This window comes from Fusicatenibacter sp., assembly GCF_050872605.1.
GTDB lineage: Bacteria > Bacillota > Clostridia > Lachnospirales > Lachnospiraceae > Fusicatenibacter.
In genome coordinates, this window is sequence record NZ_JBNMHD010000038.1 from 18741 (window position 1) to 33458 (window position 14718).

A 14718-nucleotide genomic window follows, 5' to 3' on the forward strand; every position below is an offset into this window, starting at 1 on the left:
TCTGATTTTGTAAAAGCGGCCGGAGCACCCCGGCTCCGGCCGCCTCTGTTACAATTCAGTATGTACTTTCTTTCTGTTCAGCAAATCAGCCGTCAACCAGTTCCAGATTGTACAGTGCTGCTACGCCATAACCATCCGTGCAGTCCATCGGAGGAACATTGGTTCCATCGTCTTTCTGCGGATAGTTGGTCCATACGGACTCATTTACCTCATGGAATACCTGCGGTCTGTACATCAGCGGTACACACGGGCAATCTTCCAGCATAATCTTGGAGAGTTCTGTGTAGTAATCTTTCAGTTTTGCATCGTCAGTTTCCTGAGGAATTGCTGCAAGGATTTCATCTACACGATCGTTCTGATAATGACCGAAGTTACCACTGTAGTTAACCTCGAGAGCGTTGTAATCAGAGCTCATGAAGAAACGACATCTCATGTACGGGTTAGCAACCGATGTACCAGGGCCGGACTGCATGGTGATTTCGAAGTTTCCGGTGCTGTAATCGGTGTTGTAGTTTGCTGCTTCCGGGAAGTAGGTCTCAATGTTAATACCAATGTTCTTTCCTGCTGCTGCTACGATCTCAAGGGTTGCATTCCAGTCAGACCATCCTGTCGGGCACTCAGCCTTGTAGGAAAGATTCTTTCCGTTGTACTCACGGATTCCGTCGCCGTCAGTATCTACGATTCCGGCGTCGTCCAGAAGCTTCTTAGCACCTTCTATATCGGCATTGGACCACTGATACTCTTTTAAGGCATCCTGATCCACCAGTGCCTGCTCGCCATCGGTCGGGTTCATAACAGAACGCGGAACATCTGCGAAAGTAGGAGACTGTCCGGACATTGCTGAAGAAATAACCTGATCGTAATCAACTGCCATAGCAATTGCTTTACGGACAGCTACCTGATCCAGTCCTTCTACTTCTGTATTGAAGAACAGGGTAGGCATTGTCATACACAGCTGATACGGTGCTTCATCGATATAGGTAGAAATCGGAAGATCCTGCTCTAACCACAATTTCTGAAGGTCTGTGATGAATACCTGTGCCACATCGACATCACCATTCTGGAATGCTGTGGTAGCTGCTGCGTTGTCTTTAAAGATCGGGTGAGAGATATATTTCGGAACCGGAAGCTTGCCCCACATGGAGTCTGCCTGTCCCCAATAATTATCATCACGAATCAGAACTACGTTCTGGTCATTATCAAAGTATTTTTTGTAAGGGCCAGATGATACGAGATCTTCCATCTTGTCCAGTTTGATTGCTTCCGGATCGTTGTTATTTCTCTCTGCCACGGTGTTCAGGTAGTTTTCCTGTAAGATGTAAAGCATCGGGAGATATCTTTCTGCCAGAACCGGGTTTACAGCTTTTCCAGAGTCATCGGTTACAAGTTTGAAGACTGCTGTGCTGTCATCCTCTGCAACAATATCAGCGATGTAGTTCTTCATCTCAGCACCGGTAGAAGAATTATTATCTACATGTGCATGATAGGTAGCTGCTACATCTTTTGCAGTAACCGGTGTGCCGTCATTCCATTTTGCATCAGCTTTGATCCTAACGGTAATTTCGGTACGGGCATCGTTCCAAACCGGATCTCCGTCTGCAAGGAGCGGATACATTTTAGCATCCAGCGGGTTCCACATGTAAAGAGTCTCATATACGAGTACACGGGAAGCATCGCCCTGTGCCAGAACCATTGCGTTGTTTGAGTTTGCAGACATCGGGTTGTAGTCGTTGACGGTACCCCACTGCTGGCCTGCGAAGTAAAGAGTTTCATTTCTCGGAAGCTCTCCTACCACATCATCCGAACCTGTGGTATCTTCGCTGGAAGCATCTGCTGTGCTGGAAGATGCTGCTGTGGTATCTTCTTCGCTTGCTGAGGAAGCATCTGCTGTTCCGCTTGAGGATGCTGTGGTTCCTCCTGTTGAACTGGAACTTGTGCTTCCGCTGTCTCCGCATCCGGCAAGCATCGTTCCTGCCATTGTCACTGTCATCAGCAGTGCAAGGACTTTCATGTTACGCTTTTTCATACTTTTTACCTCCTTAAGGTTTTCGTTCTTGCTTGATGAGTTCATTATATATAAAAAAAAGTGGAAAAACAGTGTCCATTTTTTGTTTTTGGTGTCTATTTTTTATTTTGCATTGGTTAATTTGCTCAGTTTCACTTTTTTAAGTTGATTTTTCATGTGCATTTTTGTACGTACTGTTTTCGCAAGATCTGCTCAGTTTCGTCATTTTGATTATTTATACCATTTTTCTGTCTTTTCCGACGTCTTTCCATTCGCTTTTTCCGTTCTTTTGTGCTATGATGGATTCTGTATCAATTTCAGGAGGTTCTTTCTATTATGAATACTGTTTCTCATAAGTACCGGCAGTCGGCGCTCCTGCTTCTGACCGCAGCGATCTGGGGTTCTGCCTTTGTCGCACAGCAGACCGGCATGGATTATGTCGGACCTTTTACGTTCAACGCAGTACGAAACCTGCTTGGCGGTCTTGCCCTGCTTCCGCTGATTGCCTTCTTTTCCTCACGGGAAAAACGCAGCTCTGCACAGCAGGCATCGGCGGACCACACTGCCGACAGAAAAACGCTTTGGACGGGCGGCATTCTCTGCGGTATTGTGCTGTTTGCCGCCTCCACGCTGCAGCAGGTCGGCATCCAGTATACAACGGTTGGAAAAGCCGGTTTTATTACAGCACTTTATATTGTACTCGTTCCGGTCTGCGGCCTGTTTTTCCGGAAACGCGTCCAGCCTAAAGTGTGGCTCGCCGTTCTCATTGCGGTCGCCGGTCTCTATCTGCTCTGCATGACGGACGGATCGTTTTCTTTACAGAAGGGCGATCTTCTTGTACTCGCCTGCGCGCTTGGTTTTACGGTACATATTCTGGTGATCGACCATTTTTCCCCGCTCGTTGACGGTGTGAAGATGTCCTGCATTCAGTTTTTTACGTGCTCACTTCTTTCGGCTGTCTGCATGGTGCTGTTTGAGACCGTAAATCTCTCCGATCTTCTGCACGCCTGGATGCCGATTCTCTATGCCGGAATTCTCTCCTCAGGGGTTGGTTATACGCTGCAGATTGTCGGCCAGAAAGGGCTGAATCCGACGACAGCTTCCCTTCTGATGAGTCTGGAATCCGTTTTCTCCGTTCTTGCGGGATGGGTAATTCTCCACCAGGCGCTCTCCGGACGTGAGCTTTTCGGATGCATTCTGATGTTTGCGGCAATTGTGCTGGTACAGCTTCCGGATTTTCAGAAAAAAACTTCTATTTCTTCATAAAAATACAAAATCCTGCATATTGATTGCAGGATTTTTTAATTCGTGCTACACTGTTTTTATGTGCTTTCATAGGCAATTATTTTATTAGGAGGTTCTGTTATGCCTGTTTTTGATTTCAGCAATTCACCGGAAAAAGCAAAAGTTTCCGAATGTACGTATACCATTTTCCGCACAAACGCACCGTTCACTTCCCCGGAACAGCCGATTCTCGTTCTGGATACGAAAGAGAAAGAATTCCCGCATCATCCCTGCGGCATTTTCACGAATCCGACGAAACGGACCTCGTTTGAATTTAAAGAGGAAGACGAAACCTTCATCGCCGATATTCTCCGGATCGATGCCCGCTTTGTCAGTCTGTTGAAATGGCTCGGAGAAAACCACATCAATGTCCGTCTCTCCGGAACACAGACCGCAGACGGCTATGCCGTTTATAAAATCCGCGAGATCGCTTTCGGCGGCGGTGCAAAGCTTTCCGCCGAGGACGGCTTTTTACAGTTTATGATCGAACGTCTCCTTGCCAGCAATGCACCGGAGGAAGAAATTGAGGACGAGGACCAGGAAGAAACCGGCGACAGCATGAAGCTCACCAGCATTCAGTCCATCACCGATTTTATGAACTGCGCCGGAAGAACACTGCCGGACAACATCCGCCTGTGGGCACGCCGGAATCTCGCCGTCGCACGCTCCCACGAGGTTTCCCCGGAGGAGCGCCGCCACGCACAGCGCGCTCTTTCCATGATGATGAATATCCAGTGGAAGAGCAATTACTTTGAAGCGATCGACCCGGTCGAAGCGCGCCGCATCCTCGATGAAGAGCTGTACGGCATGGAGCGCGTGAAACAGAGAATCATCGAGACGATTATTCAGATCAACCGTACCCATACGCTTCCGGCTTACGGACTGCTGCTGATCGGACCGGCGGGAACTGGAAAATCACAGATTGCCTACGCCGTTGCTCGAATCTTAAAGCTGCCGTGGACAACCCTCGATATGAGTTCCATCAACGACCCGGAGCAGCTCACCGGAAGCTCCCGGATCTATGCCAATGCAAAACCGGGTATTATCATGGATGCGTTCTCCATGGCGGGCGAATCGAACCTTGTCTTCATCATCAATGAGCTCGACAAGGCTGCTTCCGGCAAAGGAAATGGAAATCCGGCGGACGTACTGCTGACGCTGCTTGACAACCTTGGCTTTACCGACAACTACATCGAGTGTATGATTCCGACCGTCGGCGTTTATCCGATTGCAACTGCCAACGACAAAGACCAGATCAGTGCTCCGCTGATGTCTCGTTTTGCGGTCATCGAAATCCCGGACTACACACCGGAAGAAAAGAAGATTATCTTCTCGCGGTATGCGCTTCCGAAGGTATTAAAACGCATCGGCATGAAAGAGGGTGAGTGCATTCTGACACCGGAAGGACTTGATGCGGTCATTGCCTGCCATGAAAACACAAGCGGTATCCGCGATCTCGAGCAGGCTGCCGAGCATATCGCGGCAAATGCACTGTATCAGATCGAAGTCAACCACGTTTCTTCCGTTGTCTTTGATGCAGAGATGGTACGTGAACTGCTTCTGTCCTGCTGATCTGTCTTCTTTGAATAAAATGCCAAACCTGACACAGCTCCCTGTTCGACCGGCCGCCTCACGGTTTCTCGGACAGGGAGCTGTATTTTCGTTCAAAAAAGCCCCCGGCACTTTCATGCCAGGAGCTTATCTTTGATCGATTCAGAAAAATTATTTCTGCGGACCAGCGGAAACAAGTGCTTTACCAGCAGCGTTTCCTTCGTATTTAGCAAAGTTCTTGATGAATCTTTCAGCCAGATCCAGTGCTTTTGTCTCCCACTCGGAAGCGTCAGCATAGGTATCGCGAGGATCCAGGATAGCCGGATCAACGCCCGGAAGTTCAGTCGGAACTTCGAAGTTGAAGTACGGAACGGTCTTCGTCGGAGCTTCGTTGATAGCACCGCTTAAGATTGCATCGATGATTCCACGGGTATCACGGATGGAGATACGTTTTCCGGTTCCGTTCCAGCCTGTGTTAACCAGATATGCTTTTGCTCCGCTCTTCTCCATTTTCTTAACAAGCTCTTCTGCATATTTGGTTGGGTGCAGCTCCAGGAATGCCTGGCCGAAGCATGCGGAGAAAGTAGGAGTCGGCTCGGTGATTCCACGCTCGGTTCCTGCAAGTTTTGCAGTGAATCCGGACAGGAAGTAGTACTGAGTCTGCTCTGGTGTCAGGATAGATACTGGCGGAAGTACGCCGAATGCGTCTGCAGACAGGAAGATTACGTTCTTAGCTGCCGGTGCAGAAGAAATCGGGCGAACGATGTTCTCGATGTGGTTGATCGGATAAGATACACGAGTATTCTCGGTTACGCTCTTATCGTTGAAGTCGATTTTGCCTGCTGCATCAACGGTAACGTTCTCAAGCAGAGCGTCACGTCTGATTGCATTGTAGATGTCCGGCTCAGACTCTTTGTCCAGGTTGATAACTTTTGCATAGCAGCCGCCCTCGAAGTTGAATACTCCGTTGTCGTCCCAGCCGTGCTCGTCATCACCGATCAGGAGACGTTTCGGGTCTGTGGAAAGAGTAGTTTTTCCTGTTCCGGAAAGTCCGAAGAAGATTGCGGTGTTCTCGCCGTTCAGGTCTGTGTTTGCAGAGCAGTGCATGGAAGCAATGCCCTTCAGCGGCAGATAGTAGTTCATCATAGAGAACATACCTTTCTTCATCTCTCCGCCGTACCATGTGTTGATGATAACCTGCTCGCGGCTTGTGATGTTGAATACTACTGCTGTCTCAGAGTTCAGACCCAGCTCTTTGTAGTTCTCAACTTTTGCTTTGGATGCGTTGTAAACAACGAAATCCGGCTCGAAGTTCTCAAGCTCTTCTGCGGTAGGTTTGATGAACATATTGGTTACGAAGTGTGCCTGCCAAGCTACCTCAACGATGAAACGGATAGCCATACGGGTGTCTTTATTTGCGCCGCAGAATGCATCTACAACGAACAGTCTCTTGTTGGAGAGCTCTTTTTTAGCGATCTCTTTCACTGCTGCCCATGCTTCCTGGGTTGCCGGATGGTTATCGTTTTTGTACTCATCGGAAGTCCACCATACAGTGTCTTTCGAGTTCTCGTCCACAACGATGTATTTGTCTTTCGGTGAACGGCCTGTATAGATACCGGTCATAACGTTGACTGCACCAAGCTCTGTCTCCTGGCCTTTTTCATAGCCTTCCAGCTCTGGTTTTGTCTCTTCCTCAAATAACTGCTCATAAGAAGGGTTGTACACAATTTCTGTGGTACCGGTGATGCCATACTTTGTTAAATCGATCTGTGCCATCTTGTAATTAACCTCTTTCCTTTGATAGTAATACTGCTTCGTTCTGCAAAATGCAGAAATTTGAAGGTATCCTTTTTAAGAAACCGGACCAGCCGGCCTCTTCTACTCTAATTATACATAAAAGGTCAAAAAAATCAACTGAAAATCTTCCCTTTTTTTACAGAACGTGTCCCAAAATCTGTAAAAATTTTATAAACTTCTATTTTTCGAAATTTTCTGACATTTGCATTTTTATGCACTTCATCCTGCAAATTGACATTTTTTGATTTTGTATGTTATAATATTAACAATTATGTCCGGAAAGAGGTTTCTTTATGTATTACGATCTGACCCGCGGGAAAATCTCCCGCTCTCTTATCCTGTTTGCCCTGCCGATGATCGCAGGAAATCTGTTGCAGCAGTTTTACAACATTGCCGACACCCTGATCGTCGGACGCGTTCTCGGAAGCAATGCGCTCGCTGCCGTCGGCTCCTCCTATACGCTGATGACGTTTCTGACTTCCATTTTTCTCGGTCTGTCAATGGGCGCCGGTGCGCTCTTTTCGATTTATCAGGGACGGAAGGATCTTTCTTCCTTAAAGCTTTCCATTCTCCATGCGTTTCTGCTGATCCTTGCCGTTACGCTTGTGCTGAATTTTGCTGTTTACGCCGGCATCGATCCGATCCTTACGTTTCTGCGCGTCCCGGATGAAGTCCGTCCCGGCATGCGGACGTATCTTCTGATTATCTTTGCCGGCCTTATTGCAACATCCGTATACAATTTCTTTTCCTGTATGCTGCGCGCGCTCGGAAACTCTTCTGTGCCGCTGATTTTTCTCGCTGTCTCTGCTGTGCTGAACATTGCACTGGATCTGCTCTTTGTCGCTGTACTGCCGTTCGGCATCGCAGGCGCGGCGCTCGCTACGGTTCTTGCGCAGTACGTGTCCGCCGTCGGTATTCTGCTCTATGTGCTGCTCCGCTGCCGCATGTGGCTGCCGTCAAAAAAAGAATGGCGTTTCAGCCATTCCATTTTAAAAGAGATTCTGAGTCTTTCTTCGATGACCTGCATTCAGCAGTCGGTCATGAATTTCGGCATTCTGATGGTCCAGGGGCTCGTCAACAGCTTCGGTCCGGCAGTCATGGCGGCGTTTGCGGCTGCGGTGAAAATTGATACGTTCGCTTATCTGCCGGTGCAGGATTTCGGAAATGCCTACTCCACTTTCACCGCACAGAATTACGGGGCCGGAAATCACGAGCGGATCCGGCGCGGCACGAAAGATGCTTTTGCACTGAGCGCTGCTTTTTCCATCGTCATTTCTCTGCTTGTCAATCTGTTCGCGCATCCGCTGATGCAGATTTTCGTGAAAGCATCAGAAACGGAGGTCATCGCGATCGGCGTACAGTACCTGCGGCTGGAAGGCTCGTTCTATCTCGGCATCGGATGGCTGTTTCTGCTGTACGGGTATTACCGCGCTGTCAAACGCGCCGAGATGTCGGTTGTTCTGACCGTCATTTCGCTTGGCATGCGTGTGGCGCTGGCATACCTTTTCTCCGCCACGGCGCTTGGCGTTGCCGGAATCTGGATCGCCATTCCGATCGGCTGGGCACTGGCTGATATGACCGGACTTTTCTTCCTGCGGCGTGCATTCCGATCGCAGAAGCCTGCATAAGTTCCGAATCTTATATCGCAGTACGGTTTTCTGCGGATAAACTGCGGAACTGCCCCGGCGTCTGGTGCATGCGGTCCTGGAAGACGCGGTTAAAATAGCTGATATTTCGGAATCCGCAGTCGCCCGCGATCTTACTGATCGCCTCCTCGGTGGAAAGCAGCAGCCGGCAGCTCTCGGCAATCCGCAGGTTATTGACATACGTCACGGCGGAAATATGCATAATCGACTTAAAGAAGCGGCAGAAAGCACTCTCACTCATATGAAACTGACTCGCCAGTTCCGCGATTTCGAGATCCTCACAGAAATGAGCATTCATGTATGTGAGGATCTCTTTCATTCTGCTGACACGGTAATTCGTCGAGGCATCCATTTTTCCACTATTCTTTTCTGCCGCGCTGTAATATCCCTGCCAGATTCTCAGAAGTTCCGCTTTTAACAGCAGCTCCCAGCCCGGCTCTTTTCTTTCCTGCAGATTTCGGATCTCCAGCATGGCCCGCGCCGTTTTTTCTGCAAGGCGTGTTCCCCGCTCTGTCTTGGATGGAAAACGGATCTCGGAGGACAGCACTGGTTCGATATACTGCTGCTGGATCCGGTCAAGCGATGTGCCGGACAGAAAACGCGGCTGGAATACAACGGCAAGAAACGTAAATTCCTGTCCGTCGATTCCCTCTACCTCATGCAGACGGTTTGCATTGACAAAGGCGGTCTCCCCTTCCCGCAGGAGAAAGGTCTCGGTATCCATATGAAAAACAGCTTCGCCCTTTACTGCATAAAAGAGCTCCACTTCCTCATGCCAGTGGCAGTACACCCGCACGGTGCTCTGCAGGTCTGTCTCGAAAACGTGAATGCTCAGCGGAAAAAGCTCATCGCCGTGGGGCTGTGTTTCTTTTCGGTAATTCATCTGTGAGAGCATATTTTTGTCTCCTCTCTTGTTTTGCTCTGCTGTCCCAATTGTAACACGAACTTTGCGATTCCGGCAAGTTTCCATGTTCTGCCGGCGAATCGCCCTTCCATGACCGTATTTTCCTTCTTAAATGATAATAATTATCATATTTTATCAGCTTATTGACATTTCTTTTCATCCGCGCTATATTTTATATACCCCGATAGGGTATGCGATTTCAAATTTTTCATCAAACTCCAGGAATACAGTCCGGCACGCTTTCGTTTCGCTGTATTCCCGGAAGAAAGCAGGTATTGTATGATTAAAACAGTCTTAAAAATTGATGGTATGATGTGCGGCATGTGCGAATCCCATATGAATGATGTAGTCCGCAAGAGCTGCTCTCCAAAGAAAGTAAACTCTTCTGCAAAAAACGGCGAGACCGTTGTCATCAGCGAAGCGCCGCTCGATATCCCGTATCTGAAACAGCAGATCAAGGACATCGGATATGAGCTGGTTTCGTATACGAGTGAGTCGTATGAGAAAAAGGGCTTTTTCCATTTCGGACGATAAGCGGATTTCATGCCTTTCCTTTTGCAGTTTGTGCGTCGGAAAAAAGCACCGTTTCAGAAGTTTATTTCCTTTCGGAAATCTGCCTCTGAAACGGTGTTTTCTATTTTTTATCTATGATTTGATCAGCCGCAGCAGCATCCGCAGGACGGCGGCGTTTCTTTCTCCTCTTTTTTCGGAGATTCTGCGCCCAGATCGTACCAGGTCGGGTCGATGTCGAATCTGCGGTTGTTTCCAAGATAGATCGGATGGGTCGGGTCTGAGGACAGGCAGGCGCGCTCGGTCAAAACCTTCCACTGTGCATCCCAGTCAATCTTCGGAAGTGCCAGATCATAGTGTGTGCTGGCGCGGAAGCCGTCTTCCTCTCCCTCAATTCTTCCCTGGCGGATGATGGCTGCAAAATCTGTGTGATGTGCAAATGCCGGAATCTGGTACAGATCTTTTAAGTAATCCGAAACATTTTTCAGATCCTGCACACGGTATTTCACCGGTCCGAGGTAACGGGAATATAAGAGGTCAAAGCGCACAAGGGTAACATAAAGCGCTGCGTCTGCCTCGGTCACAAAGTCTCCTGCCAGGAAATGGGTGGCTCCAAGTGCTGTTTCGAGTTCTTCGAGGGCTCCGTAGAACTGTTTTGCACTTTCTACGTACTGTGCCAGTTCTACGGCATTCAGCATCGTATCCAGCGGCTCAGTGATCTTTTTCTTTACTTCTTCAGCGGCTGCTGTGGACGATTTTGCATTTGCTGTTGGTGACAGCTCCGGTCCGTCCGGCAGTCCGCGGATTTCGGCAAGAATCGTCTGATAATCTTCTTCTCTAGTATCAGCCAGCGGCGGAAGGCTTGCCGGATCTTTCTTCGTCGGCAGTTCCTCCTCGGTATATTTTGCAAATTCTGTGCTTGGGATGGCGTGAATCTTCGCATAGATTGCGGCATCCTCACGGTTCTTTTCTGTTTCAACATCTGCATCGCTTCGTGCAGTTCCGGCATCGGTCTCTGCTTTCAGTTTGTGCTCCGGATCACTCGATAAAGCAGAACGATCGTCCACATTGCCCCAGAACTGTGCAAAATCGAGCTGTTTTAAGAAGCGGACATTGAAGCTTCGCTCCACGCTTCCCCTGGCGTCTGCCGGCGGCACGGCAAAATCTGCAAAGAAGGTATTATTTTTGAATGCCGGGATCTCCCACAGCTCTTTTGCGTAGCCCCACAGGTTTTTGTAAGTGTAGAGCGGATGCTTCGTCTCGCCGAGCTGTGCGGTATAGCGGATGTCCAGACGGGCAAGTGTCACGTACAGGCGGATATCGGAATCAGTTACGTAATCACCGAAGAGAAAACGATTGGTTTCCAGCCGTTTTTCCAGGCGGTCCATCGCAGTGTAGAAGGTGTTCACACCGTCGAAATGGCCTTCGTTGCTTCTGGAGAAGGAACTGCGGTATACCGCGTTGTTGATATTATCGAAGAGCCAGAGATTCATCTTGTCAATCTCTTCCCGCAGCTCCACCGGATACAGCTCCGGCACGCCTTTTTTGTGCCATGGGCGGAAGTTGACCTCGAAATAAGTGGTCAGCCAGTTGTAATCGTTGTTGACTACCTTTCCCGTCGTTGTGTCGATCAGCGCCGGAACGGTCGTTCTTCCCTGGTAATCATCATCAGCACGGTAATACGCCTCAGAGAGGAACTGATCACCGAGCACCGGGTCGATGTTGTTTTCATTGTAAACGTATTCCCAGCCAAGGTTTTTCTCATGCGGGGCATGTTCTACCATATTGACGGAAATCTGATCTTCCAGACCCTCCAGCTCTCTTACGATCGCCGCGCGGTTGGACCAGTGGCACAGCTTTGCCCAGACGAGACGGTATCTCTTATTACCTTCTGCCTTCAGATCGTTTTCACCGTCGCCGAACGGAGTCGTGAAGTGATTCGGCTGTCTGCGGAAATAGCCGTTTTTGTCGATCTCCGATACGGTTTCTTTTGGTCTTACGCGGATTTTTCTTCCATTTACAATCTCATAATCATAATTCGCCATTGATTTTCTGCCTCTCTTTCGCGTGTTCTATCGAATGAATTTTCAAATAGGAAAGCTTTTATTTTCCTATTATTTCGCTATGTTTTCTATGCAGTTATCATACCATATCTGTCTGATTACGTCTAATTGCTAATTTTTTGGAGTGGCTATAGGATTTTCTTATAGTAAAAGGCCAGTGCCGCATTCTCTGCAAATGGGCACTGGCCTTGTTTTCGGCGCTTTTTGTTTTTCAGATTTTTCCTTCCCGACGCAGATACGCCAGAAAGCCGTTGCATCCCTCCACGACATCGCGGTACGTCGTCTCAAAATCTCCCGTATACCACGGATCCGCAATATCGCGGCCGGAACCGGCGAAGGAAAGAAATTTGTAAACCTTTCCATCCGGATCATTCTTCAGCATCCGGTTCAGATTGCAGATATTCGCGGTATCCATGCCGATGATGTAGTCGGCGCGCTCGTAATCCTTCCATGTAATCTGCTTCGCGTGATGCGGCACGAGCGGAATGTGCTCCTCTCGCAGCTTATTCACCGTACCATAATGCGGCGGATTGCCGATCTCCTCGCGGCTGGTGGCGAAGCTGTCGATTTCAAAATTGTGGGCAAGGCCGAGGGAATTTACTTTGTGTGTGAAAACGCTCTCAGCAAGAGTCGAACGGCAAATATTGCCGTGGCATACGAAAAGTACTTGAATCATTGTTTTTTCTCCTCTCAAATTGCCGTGAAATGCCGTATTTTGCAAGGTTTTATCAGCATTTCATGGTATCGTAGTTTTCTTCTTATTTACTACATTTTTTACAAAAAAATGCAAAATGAAGCAAATCACTTCCGTCTGTAGTAGTCAAATCGTAGTCAGTTTAGGAGGTGCAGACTACTGCTCAAACAAATTTCCCAACTTAATTAATCTTCTAATATCTTTAAAATGCAGTGCTAAAATCTTTCTTCACTTTAATCATTTAACTGCATTACATGAACATCCATATCCAATATTATAGGAACATACATAATAAAATATATTCAGTGATTTCTCCGTTATTTCGGATAAAAAATGTTGATACAGAAACCGGATGGAATGTGCAGATTCTAAGGTCAGTATGGATAATATCAGCAGAAATAAGGTATATGCTGTCGGAACAGAAAAAGTTTCAAAATAAATCAAAAAATATTTGTGAAGTTTACCAGTCAGAGTCTTTTCGTTGTATAATGTTTTTGTCGTACAGGGTCACTTTCCTTTGTAATGTTTTGGGTTAAATTCATTATACATCAGAAAGCCCTGTACGATATTTTTTTATGAAAAAGTTGTAAAGTGGTGATCATTATGAAAAAAATAGAGAAAATTGGAAAAATCCCTTCAATCCTTTTGCAGAACGGACAAGAAATCCCTTAGAGTTCATCATGTCGAAATCTATGGGGTGGTTCCTGCATTCATGGAATGAAAAATATGCATACTTTTTTTGTTTCGTTGTCCTTAAAATATCCGCACATATCGTAATGCCCCGTCTCAAAGGTAATAAGCCTTAATCCATATTTTGCGGCATTAATTTTCATGCTCTTTTTCATGTCATTTGCAAAATCTATAAATTCCTTGGAATTTTTCCCATAGTCATCTTTTATTGTTTTCCCTGATATTTTCTGTATAGTTCTTCCAAAACGTTTTCCTTTCATATTCTGAACTTTTGAAATGATGTCGCCATTGATAACATTTTTATTATACAGGAATGAGGCGGTAATCGCAAACACAATCCACAATACAAAATGATATTCTTTTTTTCTGGATGTTTCTGTGATATACTTATACGCGGTCGTATCAGACCGGAAAGGAAATATTATGTTACAAAAATTATATGTTTTTTTCAGGAAAGAAACCGTTTTGTCAATTGCAGTGGTCCTGGCGCTTCTTTCTATGTTCTGGGTCAGACCGGATAAGGCTTATTTTACTTATATCGATTTCAGGACTCTCGGGCTCCTCTTCTGTTTGATGGCAATTGTAGCTGGTTTGAAGGCTGTTGGTGTTTTTGATATACTTGCCAAAAAATTGCTGATGGGAACATCGAGAACTGTGGGTGTGATCAGGCTGTTGGTACTCTTATGTTTCTTCCTGTCAATGGTGATCACCAATGATGTGGCATTGATTACTTTTGTTCCTCTTGCACTGATCATTGTGCATAAACTGCCAAAGGAACTGGGCAATTACTGGCTTCTTAAAATAGTAGCCATGCAGACAATCGCTGCTAATCTCGGAAGCATGCTCACACCAATCGGAAATCCGCAGAACCTTTATCTATATGCCAGAGCAGGGATGTCCGCGGCAGAATTAATAACCCTGATGCTTCCCTATTCCGCCACAGCACTTATCCTTCTTCTGATATGGATACAGGTAGCCGCTGCCAAAGCACCTCACGTATGCGGTTCCGAAAAAAATAAAACTCTTTTGGGATTCTCTGACAGAAAAGAACTTAACATGGAATACCTGGCCGCTTACCTGATCTTATTTACAATCTGCCTGCTCACTGTTGCACGTATCATTCCATACCAGATTCCTCTTGTATTGGTTCTTATATATATGCTGCTAAGAAACAGGGAAAATATAAGCAGGGTGGATTACTCCCTGCTTGCCACCTTTATCGCATTATTTATTTTTATCGGCAACCTTGGAAGGATTCCGCAATTCAGCAGTTTTCTGGAAAGAATCATGGCAGGAAGGGAAACACTTACTGCTGTTCTTGCCAGTCAGATTATGAGCAATGTTCCCGCTGCGCTTCTTTTATCCGGCTTTACAGATAATTACCGGGCTTTAATTGTCGGAACCAATATTGGAGGTCTCGGCACTCTGATTGCATCCATGGCAAGCCTGATAAGTTTCAAATATATTGCAAAAGAAAACAGGAATCTGAGAGGGAAGTATTTGGGAATATTCACAGCCTCCAATATTATATTCATGATATTCATGTTAATATTGTATTTTTTTCTTAGATAAAG

At 46.9% G+C, this 14718-nt stretch carries 11 protein-coding genes; 5 read left to right on the top strand and 6 right to left on the bottom strand.

Translation table 11 applies throughout. The features are described 5' to 3' along the window. Positions 1-85: 85 nt before the first annotated feature. A complete protein-coding gene (locus ACY2VT_RS11295; RefSeq protein WP_461879955.1) occupies positions 86-2026 on the bottom strand; it encodes an ABC transporter substrate-binding protein in 1941 nt (646 codons plus the stop codon). Between the two features lie 315 nt (positions 2027-2341). Between ACY2VT_RS11295 and ACY2VT_RS11300 the strand changes: the two genes are divergently transcribed. Together ACY2VT_RS11300 and ACY2VT_RS11305 are read left to right on the top strand one after the other, a co-directional pair. Next, the gene (locus tag ACY2VT_RS11300; protein WP_461879956.1) at positions 2342-3271 is read left to right on the top strand and encodes a DMT family transporter; all 930 of its coding nucleotides are present in this window, start codon (positions 2342-2344) and stop codon (positions 3269-3271) included. 99 nt (positions 3272-3370) lie between these two features. Further along, the gene (locus ACY2VT_RS11305) at positions 3371-4861 is read left to right on the top strand and encodes an AAA family ATPase (RefSeq protein ID WP_461879957.1); all 1491 of its coding nucleotides are present in this window, start codon (positions 3371-3373) and stop codon (positions 4859-4861) included. 150 nt (positions 4862-5011) lie between these two features. On the opposite strand, the gene pckA is transcribed toward ACY2VT_RS11305, so the two are convergent. After that, a complete protein-coding gene (pckA, locus tag ACY2VT_RS11310) occupies positions 5012-6616 on the bottom strand; it encodes a phosphoenolpyruvate carboxykinase (ATP) (RefSeq protein WP_461879958.1) in 1605 nt (534 codons plus the stop codon). 314 nt (positions 6617-6930) lie between these two features. Between pckA and ACY2VT_RS11315 the strand changes: the two genes are divergently transcribed. Further along, positions 6931-8265 carry an MATE family efflux transporter gene (locus tag ACY2VT_RS11315; RefSeq protein ID WP_461879959.1) on the top strand — a complete coding sequence of 445 codons (1335 nt, stop codon included), beginning with the start codon at positions 6931-6933 and terminating at the stop codon, positions 8263-8265. A 10-nt stretch (positions 8266-8275) separates the two neighbouring features. Here ACY2VT_RS11315 and ACY2VT_RS11320 read toward each other — a convergent pair whose 3' ends face one another. Continuing rightward, on the bottom strand, positions 8276-9178 hold the full coding sequence (locus tag ACY2VT_RS11320) for a helix-turn-helix transcriptional regulator (RefSeq protein ID WP_461879960.1): 903 nt from the start codon (positions 9176-9178) through the stop codon (positions 8276-8278). A gap of 288 nt (positions 9179-9466) precedes the next feature. On the opposite strand from ACY2VT_RS11320, the gene ACY2VT_RS11325 reads away from it, so the two are divergent. Next, positions 9467-9721 (top strand): heavy-metal-associated domain-containing protein, encoded by a 255-nt coding sequence (locus tag ACY2VT_RS11325; protein ID WP_461879961.1) that lies wholly within the window; start codon positions 9467-9469, stop codon positions 9719-9721. A gap of 122 nt (positions 9722-9843) precedes the next feature. Here ACY2VT_RS11325 and ACY2VT_RS11330 read toward each other — a convergent pair whose 3' ends face one another. The 3 genes from ACY2VT_RS11330 to ACY2VT_RS11340 form a co-directional block, all read right to left on the bottom strand. Beyond that, on the bottom strand, positions 9844-11742 hold the full coding sequence (locus ACY2VT_RS11330; RefSeq protein WP_461879962.1) for a glutathione S-transferase C-terminal domain-containing protein: 1899 nt from the start codon (positions 11740-11742) through the stop codon (positions 9844-9846). 229 nt (positions 11743-11971) lie between these two features. Further along, positions 11972-12436: a low molecular weight protein-tyrosine-phosphatase gene (locus ACY2VT_RS11335; RefSeq protein ID WP_461879963.1), complete on the bottom strand. Its 465-nt coding sequence runs from the start codon at positions 12434-12436 to the stop codon at positions 11972-11974. Between the two features lie 728 nt (positions 12437-13164). Further along, positions 13165-13479 carry a hypothetical protein gene (locus tag ACY2VT_RS11340; protein WP_461879964.1) on the bottom strand — a complete coding sequence of 105 codons (315 nt, stop codon included), beginning with the start codon at positions 13477-13479 and terminating at the stop codon, positions 13165-13167. Positions 13480-13567: 88 nt separating this feature from the next. Between ACY2VT_RS11340 and ACY2VT_RS11345 the strand changes: the two genes are divergently transcribed. Continuing rightward, on the top strand, positions 13568-14716 hold the full coding sequence (locus tag ACY2VT_RS11345) for an SLC13 family permease (RefSeq protein ID WP_461879965.1): 1149 nt from the start codon (positions 13568-13570) through the stop codon (positions 14714-14716). Positions 14717-14718: the final 2 nt, after the last annotated feature.